The sequence below is a fragment of the Hungatella sp. SB206 genome, from assembly GCF_051132295.1.
GTDB lineage: Bacteria > Bacillota > Clostridia > Lachnospirales > Lachnospiraceae > Hungatella > Hungatella effluvii.
Window position 1 is genome coordinate 3,387,169 of sequence record NZ_CP096603.1, and the last position, 15,332, is coordinate 3,402,500.

At 49.2% G+C, this 15,332-nt stretch carries 13 protein-coding genes (1 of these 13 running past the window's edge); 9 read left to right on the plus strand and 4 right to left on the minus strand.

Translation table 11 applies throughout. The features are described from left to right. Positions 1-173: 173 nt before the first annotated feature. The gene (locus M1L66_RS14835; RefSeq protein WP_434693775.1) at positions 174-2,348 is read right to left on the minus strand and encodes a family 78 glycoside hydrolase catalytic domain; all 2,175 of its coding nucleotides are present in this window, start codon (positions 2,346-2,348) and stop codon (positions 174-176) included. 106 nt (positions 2,349-2,454) lie between these two features. Here M1L66_RS14835 and M1L66_RS14840 point away from each other — a divergent pair, with 106 nt between their 5' ends. Continuing rightward, positions 2,455-3,357, plus strand: coding sequence for a helix-turn-helix domain-containing protein (locus tag M1L66_RS14840; RefSeq protein ID WP_434693778.1), 903 nt, complete (start codon positions 2,455-2,457; stop codon positions 3,355-3,357). A gap of 104 nt (positions 3,358-3,461) precedes the next feature. Here M1L66_RS14840 and M1L66_RS14845 read toward each other — a convergent pair whose 3' ends face one another. Beyond that, the gene (locus tag M1L66_RS14845; protein ID WP_187020647.1) at positions 3,462-3,881 is read right to left on the minus strand and encodes an RrF2 family transcriptional regulator; all 420 of its coding nucleotides are present in this window, start codon (positions 3,879-3,881) and stop codon (positions 3,462-3,464) included. 204 nt (positions 3,882-4,085) lie between these two features. Between M1L66_RS14845 and sufC the strand changes: the two genes are divergently transcribed. From sufC to M1L66_RS14875, 6 genes are all read left to right on the plus strand, one after another. Next, complete coding sequence (sufC, locus tag M1L66_RS14850; RefSeq protein ID WP_187020645.1) at positions 4,086-4,841, plus strand: Fe-S cluster assembly ATPase SufC; 756 nt, start codon at positions 4,086-4,088, stop codon at positions 4,839-4,841. A gap of 68 nt (positions 4,842-4,909) precedes the next feature. Beyond that, the gene (sufB, locus tag M1L66_RS14855; RefSeq protein ID WP_156834509.1) at positions 4,910-6,316 is read left to right on the plus strand and encodes a Fe-S cluster assembly protein SufB; all 1,407 of its coding nucleotides are present in this window, start codon (positions 4,910-4,912) and stop codon (positions 6,314-6,316) included. A gap of 20 nt (positions 6,317-6,336) precedes the next feature. After that, a complete protein-coding gene (locus M1L66_RS14860) occupies positions 6,337-7,401 on the plus strand; it encodes a SufB/SufD family protein (RefSeq protein WP_434693781.1) in 1,065 nt (354 codons plus the stop codon). Next, a complete protein-coding gene (locus tag M1L66_RS14865; RefSeq protein WP_187020642.1) occupies positions 7,391-8,611 on the plus strand; it encodes an aminotransferase class V-fold PLP-dependent enzyme in 1,221 nt (406 codons plus the stop codon). The genes M1L66_RS14860 and M1L66_RS14865 overlap by 11 nt, the downstream gene beginning before the upstream one ends. Then, positions 8,601-9,023: a Fe-S cluster assembly sulfur transfer protein SufU gene (gene sufU, locus M1L66_RS14870; protein WP_187020640.1), complete on the plus strand. Its 423-nt coding sequence runs from the start codon at positions 8,601-8,603 to the stop codon at positions 9,021-9,023. Before M1L66_RS14865 ends, sufU begins: the two co-directional genes overlap by 11 nt. Positions 9,024-9,089: 66 nt before the next feature. Next, positions 9,090-9,878: a hypothetical protein gene (locus tag M1L66_RS14875; protein ID WP_187020638.1), complete on the plus strand. Its 789-nt coding sequence runs from the start codon at positions 9,090-9,092 to the stop codon at positions 9,876-9,878. A 120-nt stretch (positions 9,879-9,998) separates the two neighbouring features. Here M1L66_RS14875 and M1L66_RS14880 read toward each other — a convergent pair whose 3' ends face one another. Both M1L66_RS14880 and M1L66_RS14885 read right to left on the minus strand, forming a co-directional pair. Further along, a complete protein-coding gene (locus tag M1L66_RS14880; RefSeq protein ID WP_434693785.1) occupies positions 9,999-10,565 on the minus strand; it encodes a hypothetical protein in 567 nt (188 codons plus the stop codon). 75 nt (positions 10,566-10,640) lie between these two features. After that, positions 10,641-11,219, minus strand: coding sequence for a TetR/AcrR family transcriptional regulator (locus M1L66_RS14885; RefSeq protein WP_434693787.1), 579 nt, complete (start codon positions 11,217-11,219; stop codon positions 10,641-10,643). Between the two features lie 419 nt (positions 11,220-11,638). Between M1L66_RS14885 and glnA the strand changes: the two genes are divergently transcribed. Together glnA and M1L66_RS14895 are read left to right on the plus strand one after the other, a co-directional pair. Next, on the plus strand, positions 11,639-13,066 hold the full coding sequence (glnA, locus tag M1L66_RS14890) for a type I glutamate--ammonia ligase (protein WP_187020633.1): 1,428 nt from the start codon (positions 11,639-11,641) through the stop codon (positions 13,064-13,066). 332 nt (positions 13,067-13,398) lie between these two features. Then, positions 13,399-15,332, plus strand: the 5' portion of a protein-coding gene (locus M1L66_RS14895) for a YARHG domain-containing protein (RefSeq protein ID WP_434693790.1). It continues 175 nt past the right edge of the window; 1,934 of the gene's 2,109 nt are visible here — the first part of the coding sequence; its start codon is at positions 13,399-13,401; its stop codon lies beyond the right edge, outside the window.

Sequence of the window (15,332 nt, forward strand, 5' to 3'; positions counted from 1 at the left end):
ATAAACAGACAAATAAATCAATAAACAAAACATCTTACAAAACGCGCTGTGTACAGCGGAGCCATTGCTGTTTGCCAGCCAGGGGGTACCATACAATACACAGTGCGTCTTTTTTGTTGTAATATTTTATCACTGTCCGCAAGCAGACCATATATCAGAATTATCGACCGGGATTACTGTTTCTCACTGTGATAAATATAACTCCCGGCTCCCACGAGGAAGGTTTTCCTATCTATCACAACTTCGGCGTCCACCGGTGTTGTGATCTCATAGCGCCAGAGTGAATCCTGCTTCTTCCACCGGGAGATAATCCGGCCATGCCTCGTGTCGAGGGAGGCCTCAAGCCAGTCGAGACGTGCATCGGGGGCGGGGGCGATCCGGACTTTACTGTATCCCGGATATTCCTCTGCCGGGGTAATTCCCGCCGCGCAGCAGTATACCCAGTCTGCCACAGCCCCGTAGGCATAGTGATTGAAGGAATTCATGTTCCTGCTCCATAAATCCCCGTTTTCCATAATTCCATCCCAGTGTTCCCAGACGGTGGTGGCCCCCTTTGTTACCGGATACAACCAGGACGGATACTGTTCTCGCAGCAGCAGGGAGTAAGCCAGATCCGTATGGCCGTAATCGCTTAACACGTGCAGCAGGTAGGGCGTTCCGACGAAGCCTGTCTGGAGCTTTGTTCCGCATTCTCTTATCATCAGCGCAAGCTGATCCGCCGCGGCCTGGCAGTCTTCGGCCAGATGAAAATGGGCGGCAAGAACACATTCTGTCTGTGTCGTGTAAGTCGGATAGGCCCTGCGGAAAGCGGAAACAATGTTTTGAAGGAGCGCTTCATACGCTGCCATATCTTTTCCCAGAACGAGTCCGGTCTTAATCACCAGGGCAGCCGAATGCGCGTAAAATGCGGAGGCAATGAAGTCTTCTCTGGAGGAACCCTTATAGCTGCCGGAGGGGGCATCGAGACCCAGCCAGTCCCCGTAATGGGCGCCTCCGGTCCACAGATATTCCGTCGTGGTATGCGCCGTGATATAATCGACCCATTTTCTCATAGACTCAAACTGGCGGGAGAGAATCTCTGTGTTTCCATATGCCTGATAAACTGCCCAGGGGCAGATCGCGGCTGCGTCGCCCCAGGCGGCGCTGGCAGGCTGTTTCTTTAGCAGATCCGGAATTACGTGGCCTACATAGCCGTCATCCCCCTGGTCGGCAGCCAGATCAGCCAGCCATTTCGTGAAGAATTTTTCACTATCATAGTTCAGGCATGCGGTGCGCACAAATACCTGGGCGTCTCCGGTCCATCCGAGGCGTTCATCCCTCTGCGGGCAGTCGGTAGGGACATCGACAAAATTCCCCTTCTGCCCCCAGATAATGTTGTCAAAGAGACGGTTTAAGAGAGGATTGGAACAGCTCAAGCGTCCCGTTCGCTTCATATGGGAGTGGAGGACCACAGCCGTGAAATTTTCCGGTTTCGCCGCACCGGGACCTCCGGGAAATGCATCGATCCGAATATAGCGAAAACCAAAAAAGGTCAGGTGCGGATGGCAGCTCTGTTGTCCATCACGGCATATACAGCAGTATTCCGCCCTGGCACTGCGGTAATTTTCCGTATAAAAACAGCCATCCTTATCCAGAACCTCTGCGTGGGAAAGCCGGATCTCTTCCCCGGCTTTGGCATTTACGCTGATTTCCACGTAACCGGTGATTTCCTGCCCGAAGTCTGCCACAACTTCGCCTTTGGGAGTCGTAAAGATGCGGGCCGCCGCAATCCGTTCCTGCTCGCGGATTTCTTCGCCCTGCTGTTCAATCAGCGTTTCGTATGGCCCGTCAAAGGTCTCGGCCGTCCCGGAGCATGGAGGGATAAAGGAAGCGTCGTAAATCTCTCCGTCATAGATCTCAGAGAAGCGGACCGCACTTTCGGAAACGGACCAGCTTTCATCTGAGACGATGAAGCTGTGCTGTCCGTCCTCATAGGTGATTTCCAACTGTGCCAGCAGCCCCATGGGGCGGGCGGCCAGGCCCTTCTGGAAGTCCGATGCGGTAAATCCGGGCATGGGACTGTGATACCAGCCCTTTCCGACGGTGACAGTCAGACGGTTCTCCGCCCTGAGTAAATCCGTCACATCATACTCCTGATACTGAAGCCGTTTGTAGTAGGTCGTCCATCCGGGAGCCAGCACAAACTGGCCTATCCTGCGGCCGTTAAGTGCAGCTTCATATACGCCCAGCGCGGTGATAAAGAGACGGGCCTGTTTTACAGTCCGTGGCAACGCAAAATCTGTGGAAAATACGGGAGCCGCGTTTCCGAAATCGTTGGCCGGCTTGAGCCATTTTGCTTTCCAATCCATAATGAATTCCTCCTGCTTGTGTTTGTCTTGACTTCTAGGATACCAGATTGTAATATGAATAAAAAGAACTGTTTCAGACTAAAATGGGGGGTGAATTTAACCTGTTATGAGAGAACGGAATACAATTGAACTGATAGGACTGACAGCGGAGCGGGAGGACAAGATTGTGGTCATGCCTTTCTGCCAGCAGGACGTGGAGATGCATGACCATGATTTTTTTGAACTGGCCTATATTACAGGAGGCAGTGCGCTGCATACGATCCGTGATGCGGACGGAGAGGTGAGATCCGGAGAGGTGGAGGCCGGAGACTATTTTATCATTGATTACGGCAGCAGGCACAGCTACAGGGAATGCAGGGATTTTACTCTGATTAACTGCCTGTTTCTGCCCGAGATGATTGATGATACACTGGCGGACTGCCGGTCCTTTGAAGAAGTGCTGCGGGTGTCCCTGATCCGTTACTATAAATGGTGCTTCGGGCAGCCTTCTGCGAATCGGGTGTTCCATGATGAGGAGGGGAATATTTTGTCACTGATCCTGGGAATTCAGGAGGAATACCAGGAGAAAAAAGTGGGATACACAGAGGTATTCCGGTGCCGGCTGACCGAGATTCTGATTCTGACCATACGGAAAATCGTCTGTGACAGCAAAAAGGATGACAGGGAGAGACAGCCGCGGAGCACGGCAGTGCTGGAAGCGATCCGGTATCTGGATAAAAATTACAGGGAAAAGGCTGTACTGAAGCAATTTTGCCGGGAATACCATTACAGCCAGCAGTATATCAGCCGGAAATTTCGTCGTGAGACGGAGATGACAGCGCTGGAATACCTGCAGAAGATCCGGATTGAGAAGTGCTGTGAGCTGCTGGCCGGCAGTGATCTGTGTATTCAGGAGGCCGCGCAGTCTGTAGGGTACGAGGATGTAAAATTTTTCTGTACGCTGTTTAAAAGGACCCTGAACATGACTCCTGGGGAGTACAGGAAAACCGCTGCCGCTGCAAAGGGATAGCATTTACTGATAGCACTTATCAGTTGAGCAATTAACGCGTTGATATAGAGATAATTAAGGAACGTCAATTTCGACGTTCCTTTTTTCTAAGTTTCCATTCCTTTTTACACCAGTTTCTGCGGAGCTTTAATTAAATCCTCCAGCGTAATCCCATCCAGATACTCATTAATGATCGTATCCAGTTTCTGCCATACAGGCCGCGTCAGGCAGCATTCAAGCCGGGAGCATTCCGCATAGGATTCCTCTACGCAGGCGACCGGTGCCAGGCTTCCCTCTGTCAGACGCAGAATCTCGCCCAGAGTGTATTCGCCGGGCTCCTTCGTCAGACGGTAACCGCCGCCTTTTCCGCGCAGGCCGGCCAGAAGCTGATTCTGAACGAGGACCTTTATGATAATCTCCAGATATTTCTCGGAAATGTCCTGACGGTTCGCAATTTCTTTCAGAGGAACGTACCTGTCGGTGTTCTGCTGTGCCAGATCCAGCATAACCCGCAGTGCGTAACGTCCCCTCGTTGAAATCATCATTTGACATCCCTCCCTTCCGCAATACCAGTACCGGGCGGCGCTGGTTATATAATCCTATTATACAACAAGGTAAATAGGAATATCAATAGCCAATATAGTTATAAACCTATTGACAAAGTAGGTTTATGATATTATGATGAATATAACCAAGTAAATAAGTAGGTTATTGAGAGAAAAGCCTTTTCAGGCGGAATGGAGGACTATATGTCAAAACAATTGCTGAAAATAAATGGATTATCAGTCAATGTGGAAGATAAAGAGATTTTACATGGTATTAATCTGGAGATTAAAAAGGGGGAGACTCACGTGCTGATGGGGCCGAACGGAGCGGGTAAGTCCACGCTGGGGTACGCGCTGATGGGAAATCCTCGCTATGAAGTGACGAAAGGAGATATCTGGTTTCAGGGAAAACGGATCAACGAAGAGCCGGCCGATAAGCGGGCTAAGGCAGGAATGTTTCTTTCCTTCCAGAATCCGCTGGAGGTTCCGGGCCTTCCGCTGGGCACATTTATCCGCAGCGCTGTGGAACAGCGCAGGGGCGCCAGAGTGCGGCTGTGGGATTTCCGCAAGGAGCTGGAGAAGGCCATGGAACTGCTGCAGATGGACCGGGCCTATGGAGACCGCGATTTAAATGCAGGTTTTTCCGGCGGTGAGAAAAAGAAAGCGGAGATTCTTCAGCTTTTGCTCTTAAAGCCCAGTCTGGCTATACTGGATGAGACGGATTCCGGTCTGGACGTGGATGCGGTACGAACCGTGTCCCAGGGCGTGGAAGAGTACCAGAAGGGCCGGGATGGAGGTCTTCTGATTATCACCCACAGCACCCGGATTCTGGAGTCCCTGCGTGTGGACAAAACCCATATTATGGTAGACGGCAGAATCGTGAAGACAGGAGACGGTTCCCTGGTGGAACAGATTAACGAACATGGGTTTGAACAATATTTGGATCAGGCGGGCTGTTAGAGAGTGTGACGAAAAGTAATTTTCAGATACACTCCAGTCCGCGCATCCGGAAAGGATGGAAGACAGAGATGGAAGAAAAAACATATGTAAATGATATCGACAGAAGTATTTACGACATCCGAAATGAAGAAACGGATGTTTACCGTATAGAGGAAGGCTTAAAGCCGGAAATCGTGGAGCAAATCTCAAAAGAGAAGAAGGATCCGCTTTGGATGGAGCTGTTCCGCCTAAAGTCCCTGCAGATATACAATAATATGAGAGTTCCCGATTGGGGTCCCTCCCTGGAGGGGCTGGATATGAGCCACATCGCCACGTATGTGCGCCCCAACACAAAGATGAAGACGAAGTGGTCCGATGTGCCGGAGGAGATCAAGGATACCTTCGAGCGTCTGGGAATCCCCCAGGCGGAGCGGAAATCCCTGGCTGGCGTAGGCGCCCAGTACGACTCGGAGCTGGTCTATCACAATGTCCGCCAGGAGGTGGCGGAGATGGGCGTGGTATATACGGACCTGGAAAGCGCCATGAAGGGGGAATACGCGGACATGGTGAAAAAGCATTTCATGAAGCTGGTGAAGCCTTCGGATCACAAGTTTGCAGCGCTCCACGGGGCCGTCTGGTCAGGTGGTTCCTTTGTCTATGTGCCGCCGGGAGTTTCCGTGGAAATACCGCTGCAATCCTATTTCCGGCTGAACGCGCCGGGAGCGGGGCAGTTTGAACATACACTGATCATCGTGGATGAAGGGGCGGACCTTCACTTTATCGAGGGATGTTCCGCACCTAAATATAATGTGGCCAATCTTCACGCAGGCTGTGTAGAACTGTTTGTGGGAAGGAATGCGAAGCTTCGTTATTCCACGATTGAAAACTGGTCTAAAAACATGTATAACCTGAACACCAAGAGGGCCCAGGTGGAGGAAGGAGGCACCATCGAATGGGTGTCCGGTTCCTTTGGCTCCCATGTTTCCTACTTATATCCCATGAGCATCCTTAAGGGCCGCGGGGCCAGAATGGAGTTCACCGGAATCACCTTTGCAGGTGAAGGGCAGAATCTGGACACAGGTGCGAAAGTGGTTCATGCCGCTCCGGAGACGACCTCCTATATGAACACCAGATCCATATCCAAGAGCGGGGGCGTAAGCACCTTCCGCAGCTCCGTGGTGGTGGCCAGGGGGGCGAAGAACAGCAAATCGGCTGTCTCCTGCCAATCCCTGATGCTGGACCGGATATCAAGGTCGGACACGATTCCTGCTATGGATATCCGGACCCCGGACGCGGACATCGGCCATGAGGCCAAGATCGGGCGGATCAGCGACGAGGCCGTCTTTTACCTCATGTCCAGAGGACTGAGCGAGGAGGATGCCAGGGCAATGATCGTCAGCGGATTTGCGGATAATGTATCCAAAGAGCTGCCATTAGAGTATGCCGTGGAGATGAATAACCTGATTCGGCTGGAGATGAAGGGCAGTATTGGTTAGTTTAGGAAAGGAGGTCTCCTATGGGACAGGGACTTGATTTGAAGATAAACAGGCTGCCGGCCAGGACCTGGAACTGGCTGAAAATGAATGAGGCAGGCTTGAATGGGATAGAGGCAGGGGAATCCCCCACGATAATCACGGAAGGATTTGCGGAAGCGGTTGCGTGGAGAGAAGATTTCTCGGCCATTGCTACCGGGATGGGAGAAGATATGGACCGACTGGCGCGAGAGTCGAATACGGACGCGATTCGGATCCAGTCCGGGCCGTCAAAAGAAGAGCGGCGGGCCGCGCTGCATTTTGTCTGCGGCAGCGGAGCAAAGAGCTTCCAGACCGTGGAGCTTCTGGTACAGGAGGACGAAACTCTAAACGTGGTTATGGATTTCACCTCTGCGCCGGAGGCCGCGGGGCTGACCGCTGTCCAGACCCGGTTCCGGGTCAGGAAAAACGCCAGACTGAGGCTGATTCAGCTCCAGCTACTGGGAAGCGGCTATACATTTTTAAGCGATATCGGCGGAAGCTGCGGCGAGGGATCATCCGTGGAGGTAATCCAGCTGTTTTTGGGCGGTGCGGAGACTTACGCAGGCTGCCAGGCGGACCTTACAGGGAAAGAGAGTTCGATGAACGTCGACGTGGGTTACTTGGGAAGGGACAGCCAGCGATTTGACATGAACTACGTGGCGAACCATCGGGGAGAGAAATCCCGGAGCCGGATTCTGGCCAGTGGCGTGCTTAAGGACCGGGCGTTTAAGCTCTTTCGCGGAACCATTGATTTTAAGTTTGGAGCCGCTGGGGCAGAGGGAGAGGAGAAGGAGGAGGTGCTGCTTCTGGGAGACGACGTGATCAATCAGACCATTCCCCTGATTCTCTGTGCAGAGGAGGATGTCCAGGGAAACCATGGAGCTACCATCGGAAGACTGGATGACGAACTGCTGTTCTGTCTCTGTTCCAGAGGCATGAGCCATGAGGCTGCCTCTGAAATGATAACAAGGGCCCGGCTGGATGCCGTCTGTCGGAAGATTGGCGACGAAGCCGCGGAGCAGATAGTGCAGGATTATCTGGAGGAGGTGGAGAAAAATGGAAGATAGAAATCCATACCGCGAAAATTTTCCATTGCTTAAGGAGAATCCGGTGATTTACTTAGACAGTGCGGCCACGGCTCAGAAGCCCTCCTGTGTACTCCGGGCGGAGCGGGATTTTTATGAGCACAGCTACGCAAATCCCATGCGCGGCTTCTACGCCCTGAGCATGGAGGCCACAAAACGCCTGGAGGAAGCCAGAGACGAAGTGCGGCGCTTTATCAATGCGTCGTCCTCCGACGAGATCATTTTCACCAGAAACACCACGGAGAGCCTGAATCTGGTGGCCTACAGCTACGGACTGTCCCGGCTGAAGGCCGGGGATGAGGTATTGGTAAGCATCATGGAGCACCACAGTAACTTGCTGCCCTGGCAGATGGCTGCGGAAAAGACGGGAGCAGTTTTACGATTTTTGGAGTGCGAGGCGGACGGCCGGATTACGCAGGAACGTCTGGAGGCGGCATTTACTGACCGTACAAGGCTGGTCGCTGTGGCCCATGTGTCCAATGTGCTGGGATGCGAGAACCCCATACGCCAGATCGCGGCCATGGCCAGGGAGCGAGGGGCTGTTGTGGTCGTGGATGCAGCACAGAGCGCGCCTCATATGCCTATCGATGTACAGGAATCCGGCGTGGATTTTCTGGCTTTCTCAGGCCATAAGCTCATGGGACCCATGGGCATCGGTGTGCTGTACGGGAGACGGGAACTGCTGGAGGAGATGCCGCCCTTCCTCACTGGAGGGGAGATGATTGACTCTGTCACCAGAACAGGGGCCGTATTCGCCCCGGTGCCTCATAAGTTTGAGGCGGGCACCGTTAACGCGGCGGGAGCCTGGGGGCTTATGGAAGCGATCCGCTATCTGAAACGTGTTGGATTTGATGAGGTGCATCGCCGGGAACTTGCATTGACAACGATGGCCCTGGAGGGACTTAAGCAGATACCGCACGTCCATGTCTTGGGATCTGAGCGGCCGGAAGAACACTGTGGAATTCTGACCTTTACCATAGATGGCGTTCACCCTCACGATGTGAGCGCAATTCTGGATGCAGATGGCATCGCCGTCCGCGCCGGGCATCATTGTGCCCAGCCATTGTTTGAATATTTAAAGGTCAATTCTGCTGCCAGAGCCAGCATATATTTTTATAATACCCGTGAGGAGATAGAGGCATTTTTGAAGAGCACAGCCGGAATCAGGAGGAAGATGGGATATGGAGAATAGAAGTTTTTATAATGAGATTTTGACGGAACACAATCTGCGTCCGGCTCACAAGCACGATCTGCCGGATGCCAATCTGGTGCTTGAGGGCGTAAACCCCAGCTGCGGAGATGATATCTGGCTAAAGCTGAAGGTGGAGGACGGAGTAATACAGGATGGATCCTTCGTGGGCGACGGATGCGCGATTTCCCAGGCTTCTGCGGATATGATGCTGGACCTGGTGATCGGAAAGAAAAAGGAAGAGGCCGTGAAGCTGGCTGAAAACTTCTTTCAGATGATTCGGGGCACGGCAGGGGAGGCGGATCTAGAGGCACTGGAGGAAGCTGCCGCCCTGCAGGACATTGCCCATATGCCCGCCCGGGTGAAATGTGCGGTGCTGGGATGGCGAACGCTGGAGGAAATACTGGATTGCTGAAACTTTTCACCGATACCAGACGTCTAATCGTTTGTAATAAGAAAATAGAAAGACGAGGTATTCATTATGAGAAGATTTGCAGTGATTTGTATGTGTGCGGTGGCGATTGCAGGAGCAGTGCCGTCTGTCCCGGCCTTTGCGGCTACGGGAAATGTGGTGATGGCCGCGAAGTCAAGAACGAGGCAGTCCCAGTCCGGCCTTCAGGATACGGCCCAGGCGGTGCAGATTGCATTTCAAAACAAAGATATGGAGAAGCTGGCCGGTTTATGTAATTTCCCATTGACCATCGTCTACGGAGACGGTTCCCTGGTGGAAATCAAAGATAAGGCAGCGTTTAAGAAACTGGACTCCGGACTCATTTTCAGCAGTAAAATGCAGGATGCAATCGCCTCCACCAACGCAGCGAAGCTTCAGGCTGAGGGGAACGCAGGCGCGCAGATGGGCGGAGACAATGGCCTGAACCTGTACAAATTCAAGAAGAAATGGAAAGTAAACAGTATTTATCTGGATACCGCGGCTGGTGACGGACTGGCGATAAAAGACATAAAGGAGGCAGCAGTCACGATCCAGAAGACATTTTCATACAAGGATATGGACACCATGGCAAAGCTGTGCAACTATCCTTTGACGATCGTCCAGGAAAATGGTAATTTAAAAGAAATAAGAAATCCGCAGGAATTAGTCGCAATGGGCGAAGATAAGCTGTTTACGGAAAAGCTGAGAGATGCCATAGACCGGACGGACGTGGATAAGCTGACCAATGTCGGTGACGCCGGCGTGCAGATGGGCGGAGATTCCGGATTATCGATGTATCGTTTTAATGGTGTTTGGAAGATCAATAATATTTATCAGTAATGTCATAAAGTACTGGTTCTGGAGTACAGGTGTAAAAGCATAGATGAAAAAGGGGCTGAAAAAACTCCCCAAACAGAAAAAATGGCTGAGGTCGTGAGACTTCAGCCATTTTTTGTAGAATTAATTACGCGAATAACTTTGATATATAATAAGTACCATGGCCATTACTGCGATTGTAAAATAACTGATTATATGCCATGCATTGAACGGCTCGGCGATGAATCTGGAAAGAGTAAATGCAACGAACAGATCGACAGGAATTACCAACAGCAGAGTTATACCTGACGCCAGTAATTTACGTGTCCGAAATACCCGGAACAGGAAGAAAATACACCACAGATACACAACTCCAATGAAAGCCATATTGATGCTGACAGGAAAAAATAAATCGCTGACCCCGATCAGTCTATCAAGCGCATACAAAAACGGTACAATAAAAATACTGCACATGAGCAGGGAACCGCAAACTCCTTTTTTACCGAATTTGATCATGGGGATGAATACCAGCCATGTAAAGACAATCGCACTGATCGGATACAGCGACCATGTAAACGATCGTGAAATCGCGGTATCACAGATAGCGCATACCGCTATCCCGATGAAAAGAAGCAGGCTGAATGCAACTGTAAAGATGTTATGCATAGATCTGGATCTGTCTTGTGATGCTTGGGCTTGTTCCTGATTCATTCGTGTGTCCTCCCTGTTTATCGCTGGATTTTATTGTGTAATTGATTTTATCTGTTTCCCATCCTATATTATTTCTCATTTACTAACTTTGTGGATATGCTCATGATAAGCCCCATGCGTCAGCCTGTAAGCGGTAAAATAGTCTTCTTCCATTTGACCAGCCGATATGCCAAAGTAATCGCACCAACTGTCCTCATAACAGACAAACAGTATGCTGGGAAGAATACTTGTGAAGAATTCAGTCAGCCAATGGGCATGGTTCATTTTCGGATTATCTGATGATTGTTCCCCGTCGATCTCCATCAACGGAGCCAGCACCTGATACAGTATCGTCTGGCTGCTTCCGCTTTTTAAAGACTCGCTCATGAGAATTCTGGCGCAGTCCCGATTCTGTTTGAGAAATTCCATGTACACGGATATCTTTTCAATTCCTTTAGCCCGGCTGTCATGCAGGATCTCATTGTATTCGTCAACAAATTTTGTAATGACAGCGTTTAGCAGATCTTCCTTGCTATTAAAGTGGTAGTAAATGAGAGATTTGGGTACACCGGCATTGGTTGCGATTTCCTCCATGCCTGTGGCGTCGTACCCTTTTTCCGCAAATAGTTGTTTCGCAGTCTTTATAATTAAGTCTTTTTTGCTTGCCCTTGCCATTGTGATCCCTCCAAAGTTGTACTGACTGGTCAGTATAATTATATGCCTGTAAAGGGGGACTGTCAAGCAAACTTTTACTGATGAGAAAGTTTCTGCTTGTGGAACGTTACAGTGTGCGGAATACCTTGGGATCGCATACCATAAGAACCTGGATATCCAGCGTCTGATCCATAACCTTTTTGATGTAACAAGAATGAAGGGCGGTACAGTTGTTTACCGTATGGAATGGATATCCGCCTCCCGGCTGATGAGGGAGGCTGACTGCAAATATGCGGAGCTGCCAGAAAACAATTGGCATAGGATAAAATACAAAAAATATTACAGGAAAAGCTGTTTAAAGGGGCGATAATTTCTTCGGAATATGGTAGAATCAATATAACAGGCAAATTTTGCTGACAATCTGATTTGGAGGGGAAACTATGTCAAAGAGTACAGAGGTTCTGCGCATCTGCGAAGAAAAGGGAATCAGGATGATTGATTTCAAGATGACGGATTTAAACGGACGTTGGAGACACATCACCATTCCGGTAGAACGGTTTGATGAAGAGATTTTTACGCAGGGGATTGGTTTTGATGGTTCGAACTATGGATATGCCCCGGTGGAAAAGAGTGATATGGTATTTATACCGGATCCCGAAACTGCTGTGGTGGATCCATTTACAGAGATTCCGACGCTGACCATGTGCGGAGACGTATGCGTCATAGGAAAGGAAAACAAGCCATTTGACCAGTATCCCAGGAATGTAAGCCTGCGGGCCATTCAATATATGAAGGAACAGGGGATCGCGGACCAGATGCTGATTGGGCCGGAATTCGAGTTCCATTTATTTGACAGTGTCAGCTACATGGTGGAACCGCAGCGAATGGCTTTTACCGTGGATACCAGGCAGGCGGCCTGGAACAGCGGCAGGGAGACGGCCGACAACAAAGGATTTCAAGTACCCGGAGGCGGCGGATATCATATCGCGGCGCCTCAGGATGCAGCCTATTCTTTAAGAAGCAGAATGTGTATGATGCTTCAGGAATGGGGCGTGGATGTAAAATACCATCACCATGAGGTAGGCGGTTCAGGGCAGATGGAGATCGAAGTGGAGCTTGGCGATATGGTGGATATGGCGGACAAGACCATGATTATCAAATACGTGATCCATAACGCTGCGGTTCAGGATGGAAGGACTGCTACCTTTATGCCGAAACCCATTTACAAAGAGGCCGGCAACGGAATGCATGTCCATATGCTGCTGATGAAAGACGGGGAGCCGGTTTTTTACGATGAGGATGGATATTCCGGTCTCAGTAAGACTGCACACTACTTTATAGGAGGACTGTTAAAACACGTCCCATCCTTATGTGCATTTACCAATCCGTCCACAAATTCCTTTAAGCGTCTTGTGCCTGGATACGAAGCGCCGGTGACCATCGGATATGCCACATCCAACCGAAGCGCCGTGATAAGGATTCCGGCTTATGCAAAGACTCCGAAGGCAAAACGGTTTGAACTGAGAAATCCGGATGCAACAGCGAATCCTTACTATGCATATGCGGCGATTCTGATGGCGGGACTCGATGGTATTCAGAATCAGATCGATCCGGAAAAACATGGCTGGGGGCCATTTGACTGTAATCTTTATGATCTTTCGGAGGAAGAAAAAGCAAAGATCCAGTCGCTGCCGAAGACATTAGATGAGGCGCTTAATGCTCTGGAGGCCGATCATGAATATCTGACAGCGGGAGGTGTGTTCCCGGAGCGCCTGATTGAGATATGGCTTAAGAAGAAAAGAGCGGAGAGCCGGGAACTGTCTCAGATTCCGCATCCGGCGGAATTCCAGAGGTATTTTGATTTGTAATCATTTGGTATTGCAGGAAGCTGCTTCAGTTATCCTGATTTATAGTGAAAATCTGCGGTTTCGGGTTTTCCCGGAACCGCTTTTTTGATTTTTTAAATAGTAGTGTTGGAGTATTTCATTCCTCCATTGCCGAAAGCATCCAATAAATGATAGAAGAAGCAGATAAAGCTGGAGATGGAACGAGGAAAGCAAATCATTGGGCTACTATCGGTATTGCCATTAATAATTATTATAGGTAACTTTGGTTTGACTAATCAAACACTAATGGAGGTTGATTGTAAAATAAAGTTGCCATTTATTGATGTGTGTGAAAAAAATCGTGGGAGAATCAAATGAATAATAAAGCTATTATTATACTACTGGCAGTGAGTTTATGCGTTAGTGGATGCAGCCAAACGATAGTGACAGGCATTCCGGACTCAACGGATGCATTACCAGAAGAAATGACACAGCTCAGGGAGTCAGTACATGAGACAATCGAGACTGAAATGACGGCAGAGGAAACGATAAGGCAAAGGAACGTGGATACAGGTGATGGGGTGACTAAGGAGGCTGCAAAGGCATACTTAAACGTTATAGACCAGTTAATCTTATTACATGGAGAAGGTGCAATTGATCGTATGCCTTTCGACAATGGTGGGATTATGAATGGAACTGCAATTATCAGGTTGATTGATTTTGATGGCGATGGAAAACAAGAACTTTATTGTGCGTATGCTGGTGATTCGGAGCGTCAGGTGGTTGATCAGCAGGTAATCTATGGATATTCACCAGAACAGGGTCTGATGAATATCATGGGGCCATGCAGGATTAGTAATCCGGGAACAGATGTAAGTCCTGAAACAACGTTTCTGTATAAAGAAGGTAAAGTTTATCTTATGGAATCACAGGAAGGGAAGTTTACCCGTTACCTGACTGTTCGTGATAATGTATTAGTGGCAGAGTTGGAGTATGAAGATGGATGGAACAGTAACGGATTAACTGTCAATGGGAAATCTGTGACAGCAGAGGAGCTGGCAGACAGCATTTCTGAGATGGAGTCAGGAGGAGAGCAGAAAACAATCTATTATCTTCATTCAGCAGATGACAGCGAGCTGGCTGAGACTGTGAGAACCAGAGAATATATTGAATTACTGGCGGATAAATCAGAGCATAGCGCGCTTGATATGGTGATTAACGCCACTGGCTGGCCGGAAGAAAAAACCGATTTGACACAGGTTAAAGCTTTTTTAGACATGGAAGATATCCGATATATGGGAACCTTCAACCAATCCCGGGAACGGATAGATATTACTCTGGAAGATGGAAGTATTATGCTGTTTTTGTCCGGGCGGGACTCTCAATGTGAGGAAAATGATTACCGTCTGATTCTGGCTGGGAATAAATTTGATAAGGCTGGATTCTGCGAAGTCCTGGAGAATGGATTTGATGTCAGTGGTGATATGGAGTACGGACTAAATACTTCAACTCAGCTTATTGATGAATTGTGTCTGTATGACTACAGTCAGACGGAACTCTCCATTTATCGTAACCTGATCTATGCGCGGCATGGCCGAATCTTTGAGGATCCGTTTCTTAATGCAGTATTTTCCTCAAATACATGGTATCTGCCCCGTTATGATGCAATGACGTTTGCCGAAAAGGAAGATCAGCTGCTGAGTGACATTGAGAAGGAAAATATAAAGCTGATTGTACAAAATGAAATTAACAGGGGCTATCGAAAGAAACCAGGACAAGAGTATGAATTGCCAGTTGCGATTGTGTCCGGATCATGGCATGATTTGGATGGAGATGGTATAAAGGAGAAGATCCAATTTCAGAGTGGTGATACGTCTGAATCAACTATTCATTATAGTGGATACAGGATACAAGTGGACAGCAGCATCGTCTGTGGGGAAGATAATGTATATAACTGGTTATACATAGCTAATCTGGATGGAAAACAAACACAGTTACTGGTGGGAGACAGAGTTGATGGTGATGATGGTTGGATTACTGCTTATAGTTATGTAAATGGAAAGATAAAGCAAGCGTGGGGAATACCAGGTTTTCCGGGGAATATTCAAATTACTGCTAAAGGTGTGTATACATATGAATATACCATCCATCTGCAATGTTGGATGACAAAACGTCTGTATCAAATGCAGGGCGGAAAAATGGAGGAAACAGAACGAGAGTTTTATGAACATGGTAATGAAGTGAAGGCGTTGATAGAGATTCCGACTTATGATAAAAAGGAGGGCAGTCTTAATGGGCCGGTCATTCA